This window comes from Rhodoferax lacus (assembly GCF_003415675.1).
In the GTDB taxonomy this organism is placed as follows: domain Bacteria; phylum Pseudomonadota; class Gammaproteobacteria; order Burkholderiales; family Burkholderiaceae_C; genus Allorhodoferax; species Allorhodoferax lacus.
The window spans coordinates 43161-62064 of sequence record NZ_QFZK01000009.1 but is presented as its reverse complement, the minus strand read 5'-3'; the positions used below and the strand labels follow the sequence as shown (position 1 = coordinate 62064).

General features: G+C 63.1%; 20 protein-coding genes. 5 read left to right on the top strand and 15 right to left on the bottom strand.

The genetic code is table 11. The annotated features are described in order from the left end of the window. Positions 1-2: 2 nt before the first annotated feature. The 4 genes from DIC66_RS14385 to DIC66_RS14375 form a co-directional block, all read right to left on the bottom strand. Positions 3-1679: an ExeA family protein gene (locus DIC66_RS14385; protein WP_117178398.1), complete on the bottom strand. Its 1677-nt coding sequence runs from the start codon at positions 1677-1679 to the stop codon at positions 3-5. 37 nt (positions 1680-1716) lie between these two features. Beyond that, complete coding sequence (locus tag DIC66_RS14380) at positions 1717-2208, bottom strand: hypothetical protein (protein WP_117178396.1); 492 nt, start codon at positions 2206-2208, stop codon at positions 1717-1719. A gap of 85 nt (positions 2209-2293) precedes the next feature. Continuing rightward, positions 2294-2446: a hypothetical protein gene (locus DIC66_RS23270; RefSeq protein WP_199534752.1), complete on the bottom strand. Its 153-nt coding sequence runs from the start codon at positions 2444-2446 to the stop codon at positions 2294-2296. A gap of 96 nt (positions 2447-2542) precedes the next feature. Then, a complete protein-coding gene (locus DIC66_RS14375) occupies positions 2543-4303 on the bottom strand; it encodes an MFS transporter (protein WP_117178394.1) in 1761 nt (586 codons plus the stop codon). Between the two features lie 374 nt (positions 4304-4677). On the opposite strand from DIC66_RS14375, the gene DIC66_RS14370 reads away from it, so the two are divergent. Beyond that, complete coding sequence (locus DIC66_RS14370) at positions 4678-4986, top strand: DUF485 domain-containing protein (RefSeq protein WP_117178392.1); 309 nt, start codon at positions 4678-4680, stop codon at positions 4984-4986. After that, entirely contained in the window at positions 4983-6797 is a 1815-nt protein-coding gene (locus DIC66_RS14365) for a cation acetate symporter (RefSeq protein WP_117178390.1), read from the top strand. Before DIC66_RS14370 ends, DIC66_RS14365 begins: the two co-directional genes overlap by 4 nt. Before the next feature lie 167 nt (positions 6798-6964). Here the strand turns inward: DIC66_RS14365 and DIC66_RS14360 are convergent, their stop codons facing one another. Both DIC66_RS14360 and DIC66_RS14355 read right to left on the bottom strand, forming a co-directional pair. Then, positions 6965-8032, bottom strand: coding sequence for an acyltransferase family protein (locus tag DIC66_RS14360; protein WP_117178388.1), 1068 nt, complete (start codon positions 8030-8032; stop codon positions 6965-6967). A gap of 130 nt (positions 8033-8162) precedes the next feature. Beyond that, a complete protein-coding gene (locus DIC66_RS14355) occupies positions 8163-9383 on the bottom strand; it encodes a polyhydroxyalkanoate depolymerase (protein WP_117178386.1) in 1221 nt (406 codons plus the stop codon). A gap of 146 nt (positions 9384-9529) precedes the next feature. Here DIC66_RS14355 and DIC66_RS14350 point away from each other — a divergent pair, with 146 nt between their 5' ends. After that, entirely contained in the window at positions 9530-10186 is a 657-nt protein-coding gene (locus DIC66_RS14350) for a glutathione S-transferase (protein WP_117178384.1), read from the top strand. 16 nt (positions 10187-10202) lie between these two features. Here DIC66_RS14350 and DIC66_RS14345 read toward each other — a convergent pair whose 3' ends face one another. Both DIC66_RS14345 and pcaC read right to left on the bottom strand, forming a co-directional pair. Further along, entirely contained in the window at positions 10203-10625 is a 423-nt protein-coding gene (locus tag DIC66_RS14345; RefSeq protein ID WP_117178382.1) for a cupin domain-containing protein, read from the bottom strand. A 79-nt stretch (positions 10626-10704) separates the two neighbouring features. Further along, positions 10705-11085 carry a 4-carboxymuconolactone decarboxylase gene (gene pcaC / locus DIC66_RS14340; protein WP_117178380.1) on the bottom strand — a complete coding sequence of 127 codons (381 nt, stop codon included), beginning with the start codon at positions 11083-11085 and terminating at the stop codon, positions 10705-10707. An 88-nt stretch (positions 11086-11173) separates the two neighbouring features. Here pcaC and DIC66_RS14335 point away from each other — a divergent pair, with 88 nt between their 5' ends. Further along, complete coding sequence (locus tag DIC66_RS14335) at positions 11174-11947, top strand: sulfite exporter TauE/SafE family protein (protein ID WP_117178378.1); 774 nt, start codon at positions 11174-11176, stop codon at positions 11945-11947. Positions 11948-11956: 9 nt separating this feature from the next. On the opposite strand, the gene DIC66_RS14330 is transcribed toward DIC66_RS14335, so the two are convergent. Together DIC66_RS14330 and DIC66_RS14325 are read right to left on the bottom strand one after the other, a co-directional pair. After that, positions 11957-12910 carry a hypothetical protein gene (locus DIC66_RS14330; protein ID WP_117178376.1) on the bottom strand — a complete coding sequence of 318 codons (954 nt, stop codon included), beginning with the start codon at positions 12908-12910 and terminating at the stop codon, positions 11957-11959. A gap of 75 nt (positions 12911-12985) precedes the next feature. Then, positions 12986-13834, bottom strand: coding sequence for a PA4780 family RIO1-like protein kinase (locus DIC66_RS14325; RefSeq protein WP_117178374.1), 849 nt, complete (start codon positions 13832-13834; stop codon positions 12986-12988). Between the two features lie 99 nt (positions 13835-13933). Here DIC66_RS14325 and DIC66_RS14320 point away from each other — a divergent pair, with 99 nt between their 5' ends. Continuing rightward, positions 13934-16207: a heavy metal translocating P-type ATPase gene (locus DIC66_RS14320; RefSeq protein WP_117178372.1), complete on the top strand. Its 2274-nt coding sequence runs from the start codon at positions 13934-13936 to the stop codon at positions 16205-16207. 22 nt (positions 16208-16229) lie between these two features. Here DIC66_RS14320 and DIC66_RS14315 read toward each other — a convergent pair whose 3' ends face one another. From DIC66_RS14315 to relB, 5 genes are all read right to left on the bottom strand, one after another. Then, a complete protein-coding gene (locus tag DIC66_RS14315) occupies positions 16230-17042 on the bottom strand; it encodes an SHOCT domain-containing protein (RefSeq protein ID WP_117178370.1) in 813 nt (270 codons plus the stop codon). 145 nt (positions 17043-17187) lie between these two features. Further along, positions 17188-17817 (bottom strand): LysE family translocator, encoded by a 630-nt coding sequence (locus DIC66_RS14310; RefSeq protein WP_117178368.1) that lies wholly within the window; start codon positions 17815-17817, stop codon positions 17188-17190. A gap of 83 nt (positions 17818-17900) precedes the next feature. Then, the gene (locus tag DIC66_RS14305; protein ID WP_117178366.1) at positions 17901-18434 is read right to left on the bottom strand and encodes a cysteine hydrolase family protein; all 534 of its coding nucleotides are present in this window, start codon (positions 18432-18434) and stop codon (positions 17901-17903) included. A 13-nt stretch (positions 18435-18447) separates the two neighbouring features. After that, entirely contained in the window at positions 18448-18723 is a 276-nt protein-coding gene (locus DIC66_RS14300) for a type II toxin-antitoxin system RelE/ParE family toxin (RefSeq protein ID WP_117178364.1), read from the bottom strand. Further along, the gene (relB, locus tag DIC66_RS14295) at positions 18701-18901 is read right to left on the bottom strand and encodes a type II toxin-antitoxin system RelB family antitoxin (RefSeq protein WP_117178362.1); all 201 of its coding nucleotides are present in this window, start codon (positions 18899-18901) and stop codon (positions 18701-18703) included. The genes DIC66_RS14300 and relB overlap by 23 nt, the downstream gene beginning before the upstream one ends. Positions 18902-18904: the final 3 nt, after the last annotated feature.

The following is an 18904-nucleotide window of genomic DNA, read 5'->3' as shown; positions in this document are numbered from 1 at the left end:
GCTCAGGGTGCTCCGGCCTGCAGGCTGGGCTGGTTCTGTTTCAGGGCGCGCTCCATCTGCATGAACGTCATCGGCCCGGGCCGCCCATCCGGTTTGATGCCCTGCGCTCTCTGGAAGGCTTTGACACGCGCCATCAGCGCCGCATCAAGCCTGAGTGCCGCACCCGCACCTGGTCGCACGGGCTTGCCTTCCAGCAAGGCGAGCTGGTCTGATAGCTGTCCCCAGGTGGGGCTCTCCACTGCGTCCTGGAGCTCTGGTACGAAGCCTGCAGGCGGCTGCCAGAAAGTGCCGAAGTCGCCGCGCCACAGGCGCACCAGCGCAATCAGCGGCACCGGGTACAACACGCCGGCCAGGCGCAGGGTCGCGGTCTGGTCATCCAGCCGGGTCAGCACCGCGTACACCGTGGCACCGTCCGCCAACTGCAGCCCCAGGATGCCCGGGCGGTCGAGCTGGCGCAGCAGGGGCACCGTCATGTCGGTGCTGCGGTAGCACTGCATGCGGTGACGCAGCGCAGGCAGGCAGGGGTCGCCAGCATCCAGCGCCAGTGCCCAGTGCTGCCCCAGCTCACGCCAGGCGGGTGTGATGGCGGAAGGCAGGCGTGGCATCAGGGATTCCAGGCTTGCCAGGGGGCGGGCCACGGCGCTGGCCGGCAGAGAACCCGCAACGCCTGCAGACACTGCAAGCGGCGCTGTGGGCACACTGGCCGCCATGGCCGGCAACACACTGGCCAGCTGCGCCCGGGTCACACTGCGGTGCCCCAACTGCAGCACCACCGCCAGGCCCAGGGCCAGCACGCCCACCACGCACAGTGCCAGGGCAGCGTAGGTGCGCGCATCCCGGTGCCAGGTGGAGGGCGCATCGCCAAAGACTTCGCGCGCCGCTTTGTCAACGATAGCCCTGTCTACCCGGTGCAAACCCGTGGCCCAGGCACCGAGCAGGCTGCGCCCGCACAGCAGGTTGATGCGCCTGGGCACACCTCGGCTCAGGGCGTAGATGCGACGCAAGGCCTGGCTATCAAACGGCAAGGGGCCGGAGTGGCCGGCCACGGTAAAGCGGTGCTGGATATAGCGCTGGGTTTCCTCGGGGTTGAGCGACTCCAGGTGGTAGCGCGCAATCACACGCTGGGCCAGTTGCTCCAGGTCCGGGCGCTCGAGCATGGTGCGCAGTTCGGGCTGGCCGATCAGCACGATCTGCAGCAGCTTGCGCTCGTCGGTTTCCAGGTTGGTCAGCAGGCGCAGTTGCTCCAGCACTTCGGGCAACAGGTTCTGGGCCTCGTCGATGATGAGCAGGTTGCTCTGGCCGGCGGCATGGCTTTGCAGCAGAAAGTCGTTGAGCGCATCCACATACGTCTTGAGCCCGGGCGTCTGGTCAGGCCCGTAGCCACCCGGATCCACATGGAACTCTTCGCAAATGGTCTGCAACAACTCCTGCACCGAGAGCTTGGGGTTGAACACCATGGCCACGTTGCAGGCCGGGGGCATTTGCTCCAGGAAGCAGCGGCACACCGTGGTCTTGCCGGTGCCAATGTCGCCGGTGAACAGCACGAAGCCGCCGGAGCCGGTTACACCGAACAGCAAATGCGCCAGCGCCTCGCGGTGGCGCTCGCTCATGAAGAGGAAGCGCGGGTCTGGCGCGATGGAAAACGGATCCTGCGTCAGCTTGAAGTGTTGCGCGTACATGCGTGCAGGGGAGGTGCGCGGCGGCTGATCTTGCTGCTCAGTCCAGCAGCGCGCGTTCCAGCTTGCGGCTGGCCTTGGCGCCTACGGCATCCTGGATTTTGGGCAAGAGCTTGAGCAGTTCCGCATAGCCGGCGGCGCTTTCGACAGCCAGATTCAGCATGAACCCGCGCAGGCCCAGGCTGGCGGTGAGCTGGGTGGCAACCGGCTTGGCATCAAAGTAGCGTTGCTGCTCGGAGCGCGGCGCAGCTGGCGGATCGGCAGCGGCCAAGGTGGCCGGCATGGACTCGGCCTGCAGGGGCATGGAGCCGGTCACAGCGGCCACATCCCCGGGTTGCTGGGCCAAAAACCCCATGGCCAGCAGATGGTCTATGTCGAACTGGCTCATGCCCATGCCGGCAGTGGCTGCCAGCACCTCGGCAACGGTCTTCTTGCCATCAAACAGGATGAAGGTGGAGCGCTGCCGGGCCGAAAACAGGGGTGAGCGTTCCTTGAACGCTGACTGTCCCAGTTCCGTCTTATATAGTCTCATTGCCTCGGCCCCAACCGTGTTCGGTGATGGGCGAGGATAAACCATTTATGCCGTATTGCAGGGGATAGCGCCCCCTCAGGTGTGCTTACTTGGCTGCGCTGGCAGCGGCGGCCGGAGCTTCCGAATGCGTGGCATCGGCGCCATGCTTCTCGCCGCTCATGTCAATATCGCCGCCCTTGCTCAGGATGAACAGCGCCAAACCGGCGAACACCACAAAACCTACTGCAATCTTCCACATAGCATTTCCTTAAAAAAAAGGGCTCCCCAAAGAGAGCCTGAAAAAAAACTCCCCCGACCCTGAAGGGCCGGGAGCGTTAACTCACTAGCTGAACAATCAGTCGTTGGCGTAGATGTCCACGTCCTTGGTTTCCTTGATGAACAAGCCACCAATTACCACCGTGGCACCCGCAATGATGATGGGGTACCACAGGCCGTTGTACATGTTGCCGGTCTGGGCCACGATGGCGAAGGCCGTCGTGGGCAGCAGGCCGCCAAACCAGCCGTTACCAATGTGGTAGGGCAGGCTCATGGAGGTGTAGCGGATGCGGGTGGGGAACATTTCCACCAGCATGGCCGCAATCGGGCCGTACACCATGGTCACCAGCAGCACCAGGTAAGTCAGGATGATGACCACCATGGTCTTGTCAAACTTGGCCATGTCGGCCTTGGCGGGGTAGCCGGCGGCCTTGAGTGCAGCGCCCAGGGTGGATGCCAGCAGCGTGGTGCCTGCTGTCTTTTCGTTGCCCAGGTCCTTGACGGACTTGGTGGCGGCTTCAATGGCCTTGGGGTCTTGCGGCTGGGCAGCGGTCAGTTCGGCCAGCTTGGCTTCTGCCTTGGTCTTGGCCGCAGCGATGTCTTCCGGTGTGTACTTGACCTTGACCACGGTTTCGCCCACCTGAATGGAGGCTGGTGTGCCTGCAGGTGCAGCGATGTTGTCATAGCTCACCGATGCACTGGCCAGGCGTTGCTTGGCAATATCGCAAGACGAGGTGAACTTCTTGGTGCCGGTGGGGTTGAACTGGAACGAGCACTCGGCCGGGTCAGCAGTCACGGTAACCTTGGCAGCGGCTTGGGCTGCGGCCAGGTCGGGGTTGGCGGCCTTGGTCAGCGCAGTGAACACCGGGAAGTAGGTCAATGCCGCCAGCAGGCAACCGGCCAGGATGATGGGCTTGCGGCCAATCTTGTCGGACAAGGCACCAAACACGATGAAGAACGGTGTACCGATGATCAGGGAGATGGCGACCATCACGTTGGCCGTGGGGCCGTCCACCTTGAGCGCCTGCGTCAGGAAGAACAGCGCATAGAACTGGCCCGAGTACCACACCACAGCTTGACCTGCGGTCAGGCCGATCAGGGCCAGGATCACGATCTTCAGGTTCTTCCACTGGCCGAAGGATTCGGACAGGGGGGCCTTGGAGGTCTTCCCTTCGGCCTTCATCTTGGCAAAGGCGGGCGACTCATTCATGCTCAGGCGGATGTACACCGACACGCCCAACAGCAATATGGAGACGATGAATGGAACACGCCAGCCCCAGTCACTGAACGCCTCTTCACCAATCACGGTGCGGGTTCCCAGAATCACCATCAGCGACAGGAACAGGCCCAGCGTGGCGGTGGTCTGAATCCAGGCGGTGTAGGCACCGCGCTTGCCGTGCGGTGCGTGCTCGGCCACGTAGGTGGCAGCTCCACCGTACTCGCCACCGAGCGCCAGGCCCTGCAGCATGCGCAGCGCGATCAGGATCACGGGAGCGGCCACACCAATGGAGGCATAGTTGGGAAGAATACCGACGATGAAGGTGGACAGGCCCATGATCAGGATAGTCACCAGGAAGGTGTACTTGCGCCCGATCATGTCGCCCAGTCGACCAAACACCAGCGCGCCGAAGGGGCGCACGATGAAGCCGGCAGCAAAAGCCAGCAATGCGAAGATGAAGGCCGAGCCCTCGTCCAGTCCGCTGAAAAATTGTTTCGCGATGATGGCTGCGAGCGAGCCGTAAAGATAAAAGTCGTACCACTCAAAAACAGTACCCAGCGAAGAGGCGAAGATCACCTTCTTCTCTTCTGCTGACATCGGACGTGCGACGTTTGTTGCCATAGATTTGTCTCCTTTATTTAAGTCCAACCGCGCCCCGTATGGAAGCTGCGTGATGCACTATCGTGCGACCTACTGACGTCAATCTGACAGGGGGATTGCACAGACTTACGCTCGACTGAACAGATTCTTACAGCCTGCGTAGTAACCCTAGCTGTTTATTTCTTGATGCGAAATAGCACGCTGTTTGGGCACTTTTGAGGTGCCGTGCGGGCCTTTTTTTTGGGTGAAAAAAACATTGTTTATCCAGCACCACACAGGGCAATAACCACAACACACGTAAGCACTTGGTCAGCCCCCTTGCACAGAATCGCGCCGTGTGTTCAGAAGGCACATCGCTTCTTCCTCTTTCCCCATTAACCAAAAAGGAGACCCACATGAGTGATCCCGTGGTCGACAAAATCCAAAAGAATCCGAAGTACCAGGAACTTCGCAGCAAACGCAGCAGCTTTGGCTGGACGCTCACGCTGTTGATGATGGTCGTTTATTACGGCTACATCGCACTGATTGCTTTCAACAAGCCCTTCCTGGCACAGCCCATTGGCGCTGGTGTCACATCCCTGGGTATCCCGATTGGCATGGGCGTGATTGTGTTCACTGTGGTGATCACCGCCTTCTATGTACGCCGCGCGAACAGCGAGTTCGACGCCCTGACCGCCGAAATCCTGAAGGACGCATCCAAATGAGCAAGATCCAAAAAACCCTGGCCACAGCGCTGATGCTGCTGGTTGCAGGCTCTGCCTTTGCGGCAGGCGGCGACCTCGGGCAAGTGGACAAGCAGCCCACCAACTGGGTGGCCATCTCCATGTTCGCCGTCTTTGTGGTGGGCACCCTGTTCATCACCAAGTGGGCCGCAGCCAAGACCAAGTCGGCTGCTGACTTCTACACGGGTGGTGGCGGCATCACCGGTTTCCAGAATGGCCTGGCCATTGCGGGCGATTACATGTCCGCGGCTTCCTTCCTGGGTATTTCCGCGGCTGTGATGGCCACTGGCTATGACGGCCTGATCTACTCCATCGGCTTCCTGGTGGGCTGGCCTGTGGTCACCTTCCTGATGGCCGAGCGTCTGCGCAACCTGGGCAAGTTCACCTTTGCCGACGTGGCCGGTTATCGCTTCCAGCAAGGCCCCATCCGCGCGTTTGCCGCTTCCGGCACGCTGGTGGTGGTGGCGTTCTACCTGATTGCCCAGATGGTGGGTGCAGGTGCCCTGATCAAACTGCTGTTCGGCCTGGACTACTGGCTGGCTGTGGTGATCGTTGGCGCGCTGATGATGATCTATGTGCTGTTTGGCGGCATGACAGCCACCACCTGGGTGCAGATCATCAAGGCGGTGATGCTGCTGGCCGGTGTGACCTTCATGGCCTTCATGGTGCTGGCACAGTTTGGCTTCAGCCCCGAGGCGCTGTTTGCCAAGGGTGTTGAAGTGCGCTCCGCCATTGCTGTGAACACACAGGCTGCGGCTGTCACTGCTGCTGCCGCGCTCACCGCTGCTGCCACAACGCCTGAGCTGGTGAAGGCTGCTGCTGAAGCCACTGCCAAGGCCAATGCCATGGACCCCGCCAAGATTGGTGCTGCCATCATGGGCCCAGGCGGCTTCGTGAAAGACCCCATCTCTGCCATCTCCTTCGGTATGGCCCTGATGTTCGGTACCGCTGGTCTGCCCCACATCCTGATGCGCTTCTTCACCGTGCCGGATGCCAAGCAAGCCCGTAAGTCCGTGCTGTGGGCCACCACCTGGATTGGCTACTTCTACGTGCTGATCTTCATCATCGGCTTTGGTGCCATCACCCTGGTGCTGACCAACCCCGAGTTTGCCAACGTAGCTACCGGCATCATCAAGGGCGGCGGCGGCTCGGCCAACATGGCGGCTGTGCTGGTGGCCAAGGCAGTGGGCGGCAATGTGTTCTTCGGCTTCATCTCCGCTGTGGCATTTGCAACCATCCTGGCTGTGGTGGCTGGCCTGACGCTGTCTGGCGCTTCTGCTGTGTCCCACGACATCTACGCCACCCTGATCAAGAAGGGCAAGGCTGACAGCGCTTCCGAACTGCGCGTCTCCCGCATCACCACTTTGGCTCTGGGCGTGATTGCCGTGGCGCTCGGTATCACCTTTGAGAAGCAGAACATTGCCTTCATGGTGTCCTTGGCCTTCGCGATTGCCGCCTCTGCCAACTTCCCCGTGCTGTTCATGGCGGTGCTGTGGAAAGACTGCACCACCAAGGGCGCTGTGATCGGCGGCTTCATGGGTCTGATCTCTTCGGTGGGCCTGACGGTTGTGTCGCCTTCCGTGTGGGAAGCCACCCTGGGCAACCCCAAGGGCTCGGCCTGGTTCCCCTATACCTCGCCTGCGCTGTTCTCCATGACCATCGCCTTCGTCGGTATCTGGTTGTTCTCCATCATGGACCGCAGCGCCAACGCCGCCAAGGAACGCGCTGCGTTCCCTGCGCAGCAAGTGCGCTCGGAAACCGGCCTGGGTGCTTCTGGCGCTTCGGGACACTAAGACGGTCTGGATTGCGCAACCCTGTGTTGCGCATGACAACAAAAAAGCCGGATCCTTGGGTCCGGCTTTTTTTATGGATGATCTATTTGATTGCTTCCTTGCTTGCGGGAGTCACTGGGCTCGCTGCGGCACCAGGGCTATGCCGGGCTCCTCATGTGGGGTTGTACCTATTTGGCCGTCACCCCAGCGCCCGCCACAGGCGCTGCACGCCAGCGCGCAATGCGTTGCTCCACCTGCGCATGAAAGGCCAGGCTGGCCAGCAGGCTGAGTGACCAGACCGCCAGGGCAAAGAACAAGGCCCAGTCGCTGTCTTCCAGGTCGAGTTCCGACCACAGGGCATTGGCCAGCAGCAGCACCGAGAAGTGCACCAGAAACAAAGCATACGAACTGTTGCCAAGCCGCCGAACCCATTGCCCCAGATGCCGTGGCAGCGGCAGTTGCCGGTTGCCAAACGCCAGCAGCACGCTGGACACGCTCAGTGCCAAGGCAATGCGTTCACGAAACGCCAGCGCCAGGGAGGCCAGGCCTACCAGCAGCGTGGTGGCGTAGAGAACGCGCGCAAAGCGGCTGCCATTGCTGCGCAGGCCCGCCCACCAGGACAGTGCCCCCATGCCATAGGCCCCGAAGAAATACAGGGCCCAGTTGTCAAAGTCCACGTCCAGGTTGAACCAGGTCAGCGACGCAACCGCCATTGCCGCCACCAGCAAAACACTGGCCCACGCCCTGCCCCGCGCCAGCCAGAACAAGAGCGCCAGCAGGGCATAGAGCTGGAAATCAATCGCCACGTACCAGGCACCGGCCGACATGGACTCCAGACCCAGCACACTGTGCAGCAAGCTGGCATGGGCAAGCCACTGCGCCATGCTGGGCACTCCGGGCACCAGGTCCCCATCGAGGTAGGGCCGGGCAATGGCAGACACCAGCACGGTGAGCACCAGGGCGAGCAAAAACGGAAGGATCAGGCGCTCATAACGGCGCCACAGGGTCGGCAGCAGCGCGGCTTCGGCACGCGGCCGGTTGGCCAGGCTGCGCGCCGCCAGGTACCCGGCTACCACCAGAAACACCTGGACTGCCATATTGGCATAGTCAAAGAGCCACCGGGACAACTCGGGCGCTGTCTGGTTCAGGTCGTCGGACAGGGGCCCATACCGGGCCAGGTGATGCCAGACCACGCATTGGGCGGCAACTATTTTCAGAACGTCTATGAGGTGGTGATTGGGGCGTTTTAGTGGCATGTAGCGACATCAGTCGGCATGCTTGCGGGACGCAGGCTTGTGGGCAGACCAAGACAGGGGAGAGGCCGTGATTGTCGCAGGTCTTGAATGGGTATCGGCTTGGGCCGCCAAGCAGTGCAGCCCCAGGCAATCAGCCGTTGCTGGCGTGTATGGAATCGCGCACGCGCGGATAGATCTGCTGGTTCCACTTCTTGCCGCTGAACACACCATAGTGGCCCACGCCGGTCTGCACGTGGTGGTTCTTGAGGTAGGGGCGGATGCTGCTGCACAGGTCTTGCGCGGCAACGGTCTGGCCTACGGAGCAGATGTCGTCGCGCTCGCCTTCCACCGTCAGCAGGGCGGTGCGGCGAATCGCCTTGGTGTCGACCAGGCGGCCGCGGTACATCAGCTCGCCTTTGGCCAGGTCATAGGTCTGGAACACCTTGGCAATGGTTTCCAGATAGAACTCGGCGGGCAGGTCATTGACGGCCAGATACTCGTCGTAAAAGGCCTTGATGGTTTGCGCCTTGTCCTGCTCGCCGTCCACCAGGTGGCCGTACAGATCCTTGAAAGCCTGCTTGTGGCGCTCCGGGTTCATGCTCAAAAAAGCGCTGAGTTGCACAAAGCCGGGGTAGACGCGGCGCATAAAGCCCGCGTGGGGCAGTGGCACATGGCTGATCAGGTTTTTCTCGAACCACTCGATGGGCTTGCTGGTGGCCAGCACATTCACACCGGTGGGGTTGACGCGGCAGTCCACGGGGCCTGCCATCAGGGTGAGGCTGCGCGGGGTGCAGGGGTTGTCGTCTTCGGCCATCAGGGCCGTGGCGGCCAGGGCTGCCACGCAGGGCTGACACACCGCCACCACATGCACGCCGGGGCCGATGTGCTCCATGAAGCCGATCATGTGGTCGATGTAGTCGTCCAGGCCGAACGCGCCCTGTGTGAGCGGCACATCGCGGGCGTTGAACCAGTCGGTGATATACACATCGTGGTCCTGCAGCAGGGTGCGCACGGTCTCGCGCAGGAGCGTTGCGAAGTGGCCTGACAGGGGCGCCACCAGCAGCACTTTGGGCTGGTTGTCCAGGGCTGCGCCCAGGCTCTTTTTGAAGTGCAGCAACTGGCCAAAGGGCAGAGTCAGGGCCACTTCTTCCACCACGGGCACTGCGTCCTGCGCCTGGCCCACAGAGCAGATGCCGTAGTCGGGCCGGGTATGGGTGAGGCGCAGGCGCGAGAACACATCCAGTGCTGCACCAACCTTGCGCAGCACGCCGGCGTCGTTGTCACCCTGTCCAAGCAAAAAGCTGCCCATTTGGGACAGCATGCGCAAGGGCGCACTGAGGTCGCTTTGTAGTTGGTAGGCCTGGTACAGCATGAAAATCCCGCTTAGGTTGCACGCTTGGGGGCGTTGTTATCTTTGAACAGGTTGTAATGCAGGCAAGTTGTGGGCCAGCTTAATCCGCAACTTGGCACAAGGCTTGCGGGTGTCTGACTCCATCCATCCAACGCAAGAGGACGTCCATGCCCAAGGCAGTGTTAACCATCAGCAGCAAAAACTACGGTGCCTGGGCCCTGCGCGGCTGGCTGATGACCAAGCTCGCGGGGCTGGACTTCAGCGAAAAAGTCATCCCCGCAGACGACCCGGCCATGAAGGCGGAGATGCTTCTTTTGTCGTCCAGCATGCTGGTGCCTTCGCTCTTGCACGATGGCATCAAGGTCTGGGACACGCTGGCTATTGGCGAGTACCTCAATGAGACTTGCCCCAAGGCGCAGCTGCTACCCGCTGACGCCAAGGCACGCGCCCACTGCCGGGCGATTTGCGGCGAGATGCATTCGGGCTTTGCGTCCCTGCGCGGCTCGCTGCCGATGAACATCAAGGCGCATTTTCCGAATTTCAAGGTGTGGTCACGCGCACAGGCTGACATAGACCGCGTGAAGGAAATCTGGACCGAGTGCCTGGCCACCTACAAGGGTCCCTACCTGTTTGGCAAACAACCCACCCTGGCCGATGCCATGTATGCCCCGGTGGTTACGCGCTTCCTAAGCTATGACATTGCGCTGGACAAGGCCTGTGCGGCCTATGCCAAGCGCATCATGGAACTGCCTGCCATGCAGGAGTGGGTGGCCGCCGCGAAAGCCGAGCCCGACGAAATAGACGAGCTCGACGCGGAGTTCTAGGCCCCCACGCTTGTTTTTATACCCAGGGCGCAGGTGCCGGAATCGCGCAGACCGGCTCCACGCCCACGGTCTTGAAGTCGGCGGGCGAGACAATCTCCAGGTACTCCATATCGGGGGAGTAGTCGAACAGGTAGTGGCGGATGCCGGGGCGCTGGTGCACCACGTCACCGGCCTGCACCAGGGTCTCTTTGTCTTCGTACATGAACTTGGCCCAGCCTTTGGTCATGATGACGATCTGGAAATCCGCCTCATGCCGGTGCCAACCCGTGCCAGTTTCTGGTGCCATGTTGGCCTTGACAAGGTGCGCGATCACCTTGCCGTGGGTGGCCTCGGCAATGCCCAGGTCGCGGTACAGAAAAAAGTCGCGCAGGCCACCGGCTACAAACTGCGTATCGGCGGGCTTTACGTGGGAGAACGTGGTCGTGGTCTTATCAAGCATGGACAACTCCTTGGGGTGGCAACAGCAACAATGCTGCGCTGCACCAAGCACAATCCATTCCAGCCCGACAGGCGCCGGATCAACTGCCCGCAGGCACCACCTCAGAGGCGCTGCGAAACGCCTCCACGGCCGCAGGCACACCGCAGTACACCGTGGCGTGCAGCAGCACCTCCTGGATTTCCTGCACCGTGGCACCGTTGTTGAGGGCGCCGCGCACATGGCCCTTGAGCTCGTTCTGTTTGCCAAGCGCCGTGAGCATGGCCACCGTGACCAGGCTGCGCGTCTTCAGGTCCAGGCCCGGGCGTTGCCACACATCGCCCCAGGCGTTGCGCGTGATGTGCTGCTGCAGCGGCTCGGTGAAGGCTGTCATGCCGGCAAAGGCGCGCTCGACAAAGTCCTCACCCATGACCTGCTTGCGCGTGGCCAGGCCGGCTTCAAACTGGGGATCTCCTCGGGTCATGTGCGTTCTCCAAAATAAACGCAAGCTTAAGCCCTGCGCGCTGGGGCGCACGTAACATAGCGCCTCCACACGCCTGCCCTGCCCGCCCATGTTGCCCCTGCCCCTGTACGAACTTGTCACCATGCTGGGCCTGGGCGCGGCCCTCGGTTTTTTGGGCGGGCTGTTTGGCATAGGCGGCGGCATCATCGTGATTCCGCTGCTGGTGCTGGGCTTTGGCATGGACCAAGCGGTGGCACAAGGCACGGCGCTGGTGATGATGGTGCCCAACCTCCTGATTGCCTGGTACCGCTACAACCAGCGCCAGCCGGTGGCCTGGCGCATGGCACTGCAGATTGGCGTGCTCGCCTGCCTGAGTACCTGGCTTGTGGCGCAGGTGGCAACAAGGCTGGCGCCAGACATCATGCGCGGCGTGTTTGCGGTTTTTCTCTTGCTGCTGGCGCTGCGCATGCTGGTGCAATCGCGCATCGGTGCAGCACCCAAGGAACCCGTGCAACGCAGCCTGCGCCTCATGCCCCTGGTGGGCATTGCCGGTGGCAGCAGCATGGGGCTCCTGGGTGTGGGCGGCGGGCTGGTGGCCACGCCATTGTTTACCGGCTGGTTTGGCCAGAAGCAGACGGTGGCGCAAAGCCTGTCACTCGCTCTGGTGGCACCGAGCTCCATCATCGCTTTGCTGACCTACAGCCATGCCGGTCGGGTGGACTGGTCCATAGGCCTGCCGCTGGCTGTGGGTGGCCTGTTCACCGTGTCCGCTGGTGTGGCGCTGGCGCTGCGCCTGCCGGAACGGCGCATGCGCGCGGCCTTTGCCTGGATGCTGCTGTGCACCGCCCTGTGGCTGCTGGTGCGCCCGCTGCTCATGCACTGAACGCATGTTTCAGGCCGCAGACCCAACGGCCAGGCCATTGCCCAGAATCTCCAGGCGCTCTTTCCAGGCGCGCCGCGACTCCACGCTGTGGCCCTTGAGCACCAGGAATACGCACAAGTCCGGGTTGTCTTCGGTCCAGTACGCGTCCCGCACACCCACTTCAATTTCACCCATCGTGGCCACGATACGCGCACCGAGCAGGGTTGCATGGATGGTTTGTTTGTGGGCATGCAGGGTGATGCGGCCATCCGCTGCCAGGTCCACAAACCAGAGCACTTCGCCCTTGGGGTCGGTGTGGTGCGCGCTGTGCTGCCCCGTGAAACCAGCCGCCTGGCGCCAGCTGGCGATTTGCGCCTCTGCCATCGCGTTGCAGTCGGTTTCTGACAGTGGCTCATGGGTTGGCTTGTCGGCCCTCAGCCCGGCCATCAGCTCCGCATGTTGCCGGGCCTGTTCCTCCACCGCTTCAGCGCGCAGGCGCTCTATGCGTTCGCGCTCCAGGCGCTTCTCCAGCTTGTCGATCCAGACGCGCACCTGCAGGTAAAAATATTTGAAGCTGGCCGCCACGGCTCCGTTCACGCGCGCAATGGTGAGCTGGGTTCCGTCAGCATCCCGTATGACGATGTCGAACCGACCTGTGCGCACCGGGGCGGAAACTCCCTCCTGGTGCTGCTCGCAATGGCGCACCTCTACCGCAATGCCAACGGCAGCAAAGCGGTGGTCCACAGCACCGGGCTGTACGGGTTGCTGCGGCACGGATTCGCTGGGCGGGGTCAGGAGGGCCCAGCTGCACTGCACCTGCATGTCCTGTTGCTGGCGGTTGATCTGCACGGAGAATTTTTGCGCCTCGAATCGCAAGCCGCCGGGCACCTGCAGTATCAGCGTGTGCCGCGAGCGCCGGTACAGGTCCAGCACCAGCAGGCACAGTGCAGCAACCAAAAAGAAAAGAATGAGTGCAAGTGCCATTACGGTCTACCTTACCGCATTCCAAGTGCACGCTGGCATACACAGCCGGGCGCTACACCCACCCCGCTCTGCCGTTCAGGCCGTGGTCTGCATGCGCAGGCGGCGCGCCGCGTCCTCGGCACGTGCGTCGTCAATCTCGCGCAGCACGGCCCCCATGTCCACAGGGGCGCTGCTGCGCTCGAAGCGACCGGTCAGCGGATAGTCGTTGGAGAGCACACCGGCCACATACAGGCTCCAGATTTCCGGGCCGTAGTCGGTGGTCAGCAAGGCAGGCGCAAACTTGCCAAAGAAGTCGGCCAGGTTGGCCACGTCGCGCAGCAGCATGCGCTGGGCGTGGTTGTTGCCGGCCGCATCCACCGCCTGCGGCAGGTCGATGATGACCGGGCCATCAGCGGCCAGCAGGATGTTGAACTCGGACAGGTCGCCGTGGATGACCCCGGCACACAGCATGCGCACCACTTCGGCAATCAGGGTGGCGTGGTGGCGAAGGGCGTCTTGCTCGGTGAACTGCACGTCGTTCAGGCGCGGGGCGGCGTCGCCCTGCGCGTCCACCACCAGTTCCATCAGCAGCACGCCTTCCAGAAAGTTGTAGGGCGTGGGCACGCGCACACCTGCAGCGGCCAGGCGGTAGAGCGCGTCCACCTCGGCGCTTTGCCAGGCGGCCTCCTGCGCCTGGCGGCCGAACTTGGTGCCCTTGGCCATGGCGCGGGCCTGGCGCGAGTTCTTGACCTTGCGGTTTTCGGTGTAGTCCACCGCCTGGCGGAAGCTGCGGTTGGTGGCCTCTTTGTAGATCTTGGCGCAGCGCACCTCGTCGCCACAGCGCACCACAAACACCATGGCCTCTTTGCCACTCATGAGCTGGCGGACCACAGAGTCGATCAGGCCTTCTTCGACCAATGCTTGCAAACGGGGGGGTGCTTTCATGGAGCCATTTTGCACGCTGCGCAGCGTGGGGTTTTTCTGGCTTGGTCGTATAGTCGCTTCAGGCTGCGTAATGGCAGGCACTGCCAGACAAAGCCCCTCATGACCGAACACCCCCACCCCCACGACGACGAAGACCACGGTCACCCGCCACAGGCACCCGCTGCCGGGCACACGCATGACCATGCGCACGACCATGGCGCCGAAGCCTGCTGCGGCAGCCACACGGCCAGCGTGGCCCTGCAGGTGCCACGGGCGCGCCCGCCCAAGACTTTGGCGCACGGTGCGGTGCAAACCCCAATTCGCATCCTGCAGATGGACTGCCCGACCGAAGAGGCGCTGCTGCGCAAGAAGCTGGGTGGCATGTCCAGTGTTGCGGACATGGAGTTCAACCTGATGCAGCGCGTGCTGACCGTCACCCATGAACCCCGGTCGCTGGAGCAGGTGTTGGAGGCGGTGCGCGCTCTCGGCTTCACCCCCGAGGTGGTGGGTGATGCGCCGGCCCAGGCGACAGCTGAACCCGCCAAACCCTGGTGGCCACTGGCCCTGGCGGGGCTGGCCGCACTGGCCTCGGAGCTGTCGCACTGGCTGGCACTGCCGGTGGCGCTGGTGGCAACTCTTGCACTGCTGGCGGTGCTGGCCTGTGGCCTGACCACCTTCAAGAAGGGCTGGATTGCCTTCTGCAATGGCAACCTCAACATCAACGCCCTGATGAGCATTGCCGTCAGCGGCGCCCTGCTGTTGGGGCAATGGCCGGAGGCCGCCATGGTGATGGTCTTGTTCACCGTGGCCGAGCTGATCGAAGCCCGCTCGCTGGACCGCGCACGCAACGCCATTCGCGGCCTGCTGCAGCTCACGCCCGAGACCGCCACGGTGTTGCAAGCCGATGGCAGCTGGCAGCCGGTGGCGGCCAAGGCGGTTGCGCTGCAGGCGCGGGTGCGTGTACGGCCGGGCGAGCGCATTGCGCTGGATGGCACCCTGGTCAGCGGCAGCTCCAGCGTAAACCAGGCGCCCATTACCGGCGAAAGCCTGCCCGTGGAAAAGCAGGCGGGTGATGCGGTGTTTGCCGGCACCATCAACAACGCCGGCTCCTTTGAGTACACGGTGACCGCAGCGGCCGACCAGAGCACGCTGGCACGCATCATCCACGCGGTGGAGGCGGCGCAAGGGGCCAAGGCGCCCACGCAGCGCTTTGTGGACCGCTTTGCCCGCATCTACACCCCGGCGGTGTTTGCCATGGCCCTGGGCGTTGCGCTGCTGCCGCCCCTGCTGCTGGGGGGCGATTGGCTGAGCTGGGTCTACAAGGCGTTGGTGCTGCTGGTGATTGCCTGCCCGTGTGCGCTGGTGATCTCCACGCCGGTGACCATCGTCAGCGGCCTGGCGGCAGCGGCGCGTCAGGGCATTCTGGTCAAGGGCGGCGTGTACCTGGAAGAGGGCCGCAAGCTGCGCTGGCTGGCCCTGGACAAGACCGGCACCATGACCCAGGGCAAACCAGCGCAGACGGATTTCATTGCGCTCAACGATTGGCCCGAGGCCCAGGTGCGCAGCCTGGCAGCCAGCCTGGCCGCCCGCTCGGACCATCCGGTATCGCGCGCGGTGGCAGAGGCGGCGCTGCGCGACGGTGTGCCGCTGCAGCCGGTGGAGCAGTTTGAAGCCCTGGCGGGCCGCGGCGTGCAGGGCCTGATTGCGGGCAAGCGCTACTGCCTGGGCAACCACCGGCTCATCCATGAGGAGGGGCGCTGCTCCGACGCGCTGGAGCAGCAGCTCGCGGCACTGGAGGAGCAAGGCAAGACCGTCATTCTGCTGACCGACGCGCACAGCGTGCATGGCCTGTTTGCGGTGGCCGACACGGTGCGCGCGGGCAGCCGCGAGGCCCTGGCCGAGCTGCACTCCCTGGGCATACAGACCGTGATGCTGACTGGCGACAACGCGCACACGGCGCGCGCCATCGCCCAGCAGGTGGGGCTGGACGATGCGCGTGGCGACCTCTTGCCAGAAGACAAGCTGCAGGCCATTCAGGGCCTGATGGCAGGCGGCGCCACGGTGGGCATGGTGGGTGATGGCATCAACGACGCCCCGGCACTGGCGCGCGCCAGCATTGGCTTTGCCATGGGGGCCGCCGGCACCGGCACGGCCATCGAGACGGCCGATGTGGCCCTGATGGATGACGACCTGCGCAAGCTGCCGCGCTTTGTGCGCCTGTCGCGCGATACGCATGCCTTGCTGGTGCAAAACATCGTGATCGCGCTGGGCATCAAGGCAGTGTTTCTGGTGCTGACCCTGGCCGGCCTGGGCACCATGTGGATGGCGGTGTTTGCCGACGTGGGTGCCAGCTTGCTGGTGGTGGGCAACGGGCTGCGCTTGCTGCGCAAGTAAGCCCGCCCCGTGCCTTGCGGAGTTACAGGCGGCTGAGCAGATCGGCCTTCTTGCTGGCGTATTCCTGCTCGCTCAGGATGCCGCGGCTTTGCAGGGCGGCGAGCTTTTCAATGCTGGCAAAAATGTCGCTGTCACCGACTGAAGATGGCGCGCTGGTGTTGGCGGGTGCGAACGTGTTCTGCGGGGCGTTGCTGTAGCTGTAGCTGTTGTTGCTGTAGCCGTTGTTGCTGTTGTTGTAGCTCGGCGTGTAGCTCGGAGCCGGTGCGGGAGCAGGCGCGGGCACCAGAGTCGGCTGGCCGTTGATGCTGACCACGGGCAGGCGCGACAGATCCACATAGCCGTACTGGCTGGAAAAGGTCACCGAGTAACCGCCGCTTTGCTGCTGCGACACGCCACCGATGTTGTGGTCCAGCGTGTCATACACGATGACCTGGCCGTTGGCCTCGATGGCCAGGCGCCGGGCCTGTGAAAACCAGGCGTAGCGCATGCCGTTCTGGCCACCCGCGCTGTTGGGATAGTTCAGGTCCGGGCCCCACCAGTTGGGGGCTGCGGCCACGGTCACAAACAGGTTGGTGTTGTAGATGATGCGCGACAGCTCCGAGCACAGGTTGTCCACACGGCCCTTGAGGTAGTTGTTGAACATGTCGCCGATCATGGTCATGCCGCCTTGCATCCATTGGCCGCCGCCACCGAACTCGTAATGGCTGAACTGGGCCATGCTGCCGTTGCCGTTGATGACGGACTGCAGCATGGATTGCACGGCATCAAAGCTGAAGCCGTGGCGCTGCGCGATGTCTTGAACGGCAGAGATGCCAGCGGGGGAGAGTTGTGCCATAGGGGGACCAAGGTTGGATCGAAAACAAGAAGCCGCTTGCCTTGCGCAAGCTTGAAGAGCTTGGACTGTAGTTCATTCCCAACTTGGTGCATGAAATGGCGTCACGCGGCGCGCCCTTTCATGCCGCCGTTTCACGACGCCCTGCTCACTCCCGCACGGTGGCCATCAGCGCTGCAAAGCCAATGAACACGCCGCCGGTGACGCGGTTGAACACGCGCATCACACTGGCCCGGCGCAGGTAGTGCGAGAGCTTATGGCCGCTCAGGGCATAGACCAGGTACCAGCTCACCTCAATCACCGCAAAGGTGGCCAGCAGGATCGAGAACTGCGGCAGCGTAGGCTCGGACGGATTCAAGAACTGCGGGAAGAAGGCCGCGGCAAACAGGATGGCCTTGGGGTTGCTGGCCGCCACCAGCATGCCCTGGCGGAACAGGTGGCGGGGCACGGCCGTCTCGCGCGGGGCGTTGGGCACGGTGTCATCGGTATCGGCCACCGGAGAGCGCCAGCCCATCACGCCCAGGTAAGCCAGGTAGGCCGCGCCGGCCAGGCGCATGGCATCGAACACCGTCGGAAAGGCCTGCAGCAAGGCGCCCATGCCAGCGGCCGAGATGCACATCATGGCCAACAGCGACGTCATGCAGCCGCACATGGTGGCAATGGCCGCGCGCCAGCCAAAGCGTGCGCTGTGGCTCATCACCAGCAGCATGTTGGGTCCGGGCGTGGCCGACACCACAAAGGCCATGGCCACGAAGAGCCACCAGGTGTGCAGGTTCATAAGAGGGTTGGGGGTTGCGGGGAACGGGTAAAGAGGCCCCTATTGTGGGGCCTGGCCGCGGGCCGCATCCGCTGGCGAAAGGCTCAGGGTTTGAAGTTCTCTGTGGCCACCGTACGCACTCTGGGGCCGAAGCTGGAGATATTGGTCAGCGTGGCGTTGTGGTGGGCGATCACCTGCGGCGCGCTCAGCACGGCGTTGCCCGCGGAGGTGTGGCCGTCTTCCACCAGCCGCACGGGGTAGCCCATCGCCAGTGCCCGCCGCGTGGTGGTGTCCACGCAGAACTCGGTGTGCATGCCGCAGATGACGAGGTCGGTCACGCCCTGCGCTTGCAGCCATGCGTGCAGGTCCGTCTTGAGGAAAGAGTCGGGTGTTGTCTTGCGCACCAAGTGGTCAGCAGGCTCGGTGTGCAAGCCACGCGCCAGCTGCCAGGCGGCCGAGCCGTGTTCCAGATAGCCCGGGCCGGACTCGTGCTGGATGAAGACCACCGGCAGACCCGCACTGCGCATCTTCTGCGCCACCGTGTTGATGCGTGCAATGAGCGGTGCCGATTCAAAGGCCTGGCCTTCGCCCTCGCACAGTCCTTGCTGCACGTCGATGATGAGGAGTGCGGAGGTCATGGTGCCAATAGCCTCAAGGGTATTGTTCGCGGGAGTGCAACACCCGCAACACATCGATTGATTCGGTACCAACCTGGTAGACCACGATGTAATTGGGGTGCACAACGTACTCGCGCGTACCTGCCACGCGCCCCGGCCTGAACAGATGGGGCATAAGCGGAAGACTTTGGGCTGACTGCACAACCAAGTGGAAGAGATTCAGCGCGGCGGCTGGGTTGCGCTGCTCAATGTAGTCAATGATCTCCACCAGGTCGGTGGTCGCCTCTTCAGACCACCGGAGGCTTGGCACGGGCTTTTCGGCGTTCGTCCAGCATGGCCTGCACTTTGGTCATCGCAGCGTCATGGGACAGGCGAGGCTTCTCGCTGCGCAAGGCCTCCTCGACCTTGGCGCGAAACCATTGGTCGTGGCTGGCTTCCAGTTCAGCGGTGGCGAACTCGGAAACGATGGGGGACTGCTGAACACTCATGCG